Source organism: Nonomuraea sp. NEAU-A123 (genome assembly GCF_018603905.1).
Lineage (GTDB): Bacteria > Actinomycetota > Actinomycetes > Streptosporangiales > Streptosporangiaceae > Nonomuraea.
The window spans coordinates 1-4,477 of the sequence record NZ_JAHFZZ010000059.1 but is presented as its reverse complement, the minus strand read 5'-3'; the positions used below and the strand labels follow the sequence as shown (position 1 = coordinate 4,477).

Genomic DNA, 4,477 nt, shown 5'->3' with positions numbered 1-4,477 from the left:
TCAACACCGCGCGGCTGTCACCGAGCATGTAGGCGATCCGCTCCACCGGCTGACGCGGATCGATCGGCACATACGCCGCCCCGGCCTTCCACACCGCCAGCACCGCCACGATCAGCTCCACCCCCCGGTCCAAACACACCCCCACCACCGACTCGCCACCCACCCCCTCACCGATCAAAACGTGGGCCAGCCGATTCGCCCGCCCATCCAACTCGGCGTAAGTGACCAGTTCAGGACCGACGAGCGCCACCGCCTCCGGCCGACGCGCCACCTGGCCCTCGAACAACTCCACCACCGGCGCAGACGTCTTTTCGGCCGCCGTGGAGTTCCACTCCTCCACCACCCGGCGCCGCTCATGCTCCTCAAGGAGGTCGACCTCACTCAGCCGCGTCCGCGTGTCAGTGCCGACGACCTCCAGCACCCGCACCCAGTACCGCGCGATCCGCTCGGCCCACTCAGGGTCGAACAGATCGGTGGCGACCGTCACCGAACCCCGCACCCCAGCCGGCACCCCCTCGCCGTCGAACACCTCGCTGACCATCACGTCAAGGTCGAACTTGGCCGCCGTCCGCCCGGTCCCGGCCACGGGAGCCGGCCCCGTCCGCACGCCCGGCAGATCCAGTTCGGCGGCGATGGTGTCCTGCTTGGTCAGCACCACCTGGAACAGCGGGTGCCGGGCCATCGACCGCGACGGCGCCAGCTCCTCCACCAACCGCTCGAACGGCACGTCCTGGTGAGCGAACGCCGCCAGGCTCCGCTCCCTCACCCGCCCCAGCAGCGCGCGGAACTCCGGATCACCGGACAGGTCCGCCCGCACGACCAGCGTATTGACGAAGCAGCCGACCAGATCCTCCAGCGCCACGTCCACACGGCCCGCATTCGCCGACCCGATCGAGACGTCCGTACCCGCGCCCAACCGCGACAACAACACCGCCAGCGCGGCCTGCAACACCATGAACACCGTCACGCCCTCAGCCCTGGCCACCTCCACGAGCCGCACATGCACCTCAGCCGGGACCAGCAGCGGCACGCTGTGACCCCGGTGAGAGGCCACGACCGGACGCGGCCGGTCGAACGGCAACGCCAGCTCCTCCGGCGCCCCCGCCAAGGCCTCCCGCCAGTAGGCCACCTGCGTGGAGATCAGGCTGCCCGGATCGTCCTCGGCACCGAGCAGGTCGCGCTGCCACAGGGCGTAATCGGCGTACTGGACGGGCAGCGCGTCCCACGATGGCGCCCGCCCCGCACGACGGGCCGCGTACGCCAGCGAGAAGTCACGCGCCAGCGGCGCCATGGACCAGCCGTCGCTGGCTATGTGGTGGACGACGACCACCAGCACACTGCCATCGAACAACCAGGCTCGGATCGGCACCTCCGATGACAGGTCGAACGCGTGACCCACCGCCTCGGTGACCGCGCCCTCGAGCCCGTCCCTGGCTTCGCCGACGGACAGCTCCCAGTGCAACTCGTCCATCCCGACGACCTGCTGGTACGGCTCGCCGTCCGCGACGGGGAAGACCGTCCGCAGCACCTCGTGCCGCTCGATCACGTCCCGCAACGCCGCCCCGAGCGCCTCGACGTCCACGTCACCACCGAGCCGCACCACGATCGGCACGTTGTAGGTCGCGCTCGGCCCCTCGAGCTGGCCGATGAACCACAACCGCCGCTGCGCGAACGACAACGGAACCCGCTCCGGCCGCTCCAGCGGCGTCAGCGCAGGCCGGGCCCGCCCGGCGCCGGTCAGCCGCTCCGCCAGGCGGGCCACCGTCGGCGCCTCGAACAGGGCCCGCAACGGCACCTCCACGCCCAGCACCGACCGGACGCGGCTGATGAGCCGTACCGCCAGCAGGGAATGCCCGCCCAGCGCGAAGAAGTCGTCGTCGACCGCCACCTGCGGCAGCCCCAGCACCTGTGCGAACACCCCGCACAGGAGTTCCTCGCGGGCGTCGGCCGGGCCGCGTCCCGCCGCGCCGCCGTAGTCGGGGGCGGGCAGGGCCTTGCGGTCGAGCTTGCCGCTGGTGGTGACGGGCAGGGCGGCGAGGGTCACGAGCGCGGCCGGCACCATGTGGGCGGGCAGCTGTTCGGCGGCCATCGCCCGTACCGAGTCGGTGTCCACCTCCTGCGGTGCGAGATAGGCGACCAGCCGCTTGTCTCCGGGCACGTCCTCGCGCACGACGACCGCCGCCTGCGTCACCTGGGGGTGGGCGGCGAGCACCGCCTGCACCTCGCCCGGCTCGATCCGGAACCCGCGGATCTTCACCTGGTCGTCACCGCGGCCGGCGAACACCAGGCGGCCGGTCTCGTCCCAGCGCACCCGGTCCCCGGTCCGGTACATCCGTCCGCCCGCCGACCCGAACCGATCGGCCACGAACCGCTCCCCGGTCAGCCCGGGACGCCCCGCGTAGCCGCGGGCCACCTGTGCCCCGGCCAGGTACAGCTCGCCCACCACGCCCGGCGGCACCGGGCACAGCCACTCGTCGAGCACGTAGGCGCGCACGTTCACGTGCGGCCCGCCGATGGTCACCTCGCGGTCCGCGAACAGGTCATCGGTCATCGCCGCGCACACGGTCACCTCGGTCGGCCCGTACGCGTTGACGAGCCGGCGCCCGGCTCCCCAGCGCGCCACGAGCTCCGAGCCGAGGGCCTCCCCGCCGGCCACCACGGTCCGTACCCCGGCCAGTTCCGCCGTGCCCATCACGCCCAGGAGCGAGGGCGGCACCAGTAGGTGCGACACCCCGTACCGCTGGATCACCCCGGCCAGCCCGGCCCCCGGCAGCAGTTCCGCGCTGTCGGCCACCACGAGGCAGCCGCCCGACCACAGCGCCGCCAGCAGTTCCCAGCAGGCCGCGTCGAAGCCGGGCGAGGCGAACTGCAGCACGCGGTCGCCCTCGCCGGCCTCCCAGCCGCCGGCCGCCAGCAGGTTCACCGCGCCTCCGTGGGTGACTACCACGCCTTTGGGCCGGCCGGTCGATCCGGAGGTGTAGATGACGTATGCCGCGGACTCGGGCACCAGCCGCACGTCCAAGGGTCCGCCCGGGTGCGCCGCCGGGTCGTCCACCATCACCCGCGTCAGGCCGTCCGGCACCAGGTGGGCCAGGGCCGGCGAGGTCACCACCGCCACCGCGCCCGCGTCCGCCATCGAGTACGCGATCCGCTCAGCCGGGTACACCGGATCCACTGGCAGGAAAGCACCGCCGGCCTTCAGCACGCCCAGCACCGCCACGACCCATTCGAGGCCCCGGCCGACGCACACCCCCACCACCGACTCGGGCACCACACCCTCGGCCGCCAGCGCGCGGGCCAGCCGGTCGGCCCGTTCGTCCAACTCGGCGTACGACACCCGGACACCCTCCCCGACCACCGCGAGGGCCTGGGGCGTCCGCCGTACCTGTGCCTGGAAGAGGTCCACCAGCGACGAGCCGGCCACCTCACCGGCGGTGTCGTTCCACCCGGTCAGCACGCGTCGCCGTTCGCCGGCGTCGAGCACCTCCACGGCGCTCAGCCGGGTCTGCGGCTCGGCGGTCAGCGACGCCAGCACCCGCGTCAGCCGCCCGGTCAGCCGCTCGGCCGTCTCCCCCTCGAAGAGGTCCGCGGACGCCACCAGCGAGCCGCGCACCCCCGCGGGCCCGCCGTGGGCGTCGAACACCTCACCGAGCAGCACCTCGAGGTCGAACTTCGCCACCGCCGCACCGGCCGACATCCGCCGGGCCCCCACCCCGGGCAGCTCCAGCACGGCCTCGCCGGTGTTCTCCAGGGTCAGCATCACCTGGAACAGCGGGTGCCGCGCCATGGACCGCGACGGCGCCAGCTCCTCGACCAGCCGCTCGAACGGCACGTCCTGATGCGCGAACGCCGCCAGGCTGGACTCGCGTACGCGGCCGAGCACCTCGCGGAACGTCGGGTTTCCAGACAGGTCGGTACGCAGCACCAGAGTGTTGATGAAGAACCCGACGAGATCGTCCAGGGCCTCATCGGTGCGGCCGGCGTTGGCCGCGCCGATGGGGATGTCGGTTCCGGCGCCCAGCCGTGACAGCAGCACCGCCAGCGCGGCCTGGACCACCATGAATGTGGTGACGCCCTCGGCCTGCGCCACCTCCGCCAGGCGCGCGTGCACCTCGGCCGGCACCTCGATCGGCACCGTGTACCCGCGATAGGAGGTCACGGCAGGGCGGGCCCGGTCGGCCGGCAGCGCCAGCTCCTCCGGCGCCCCAGCCAAGGTCTCCCGCCAGTAGGCGACCTGCCGCGAGATCACGCTGTCCGGATCCTGGTCGTCCCCCAGCAGTTCGCGCTGCCACAGGGCGTAGTCGGCGTACTGGACGGGCAGCGGCTCCCACTCCGGAGCCCGCCCGTCGTGCCGTGCCGCATAAGCCACCGACACATCCCGCGCCAGCGGTGCCCGTGACCAGCCGTCACTGGCGATGTGGTGAATCACCACCACCAACACCCGCTCATCGATCAACCACGCCCGGATCGGCACCTC

The 4,477-nt window shown here is 72.7% G+C and carries 1 protein-coding gene; it reads right to left on the bottom strand.

Annotated features, from left to right (window positions below; translation table 11 throughout):
* Positions 1 to 4,477, bottom strand: a 4,477-nt coding sequence (locus KLK06_RS59245; protein ID WP_214644723.1) for a non-ribosomal peptide synthetase, incomplete at both ends; no start/stop codon positions are given.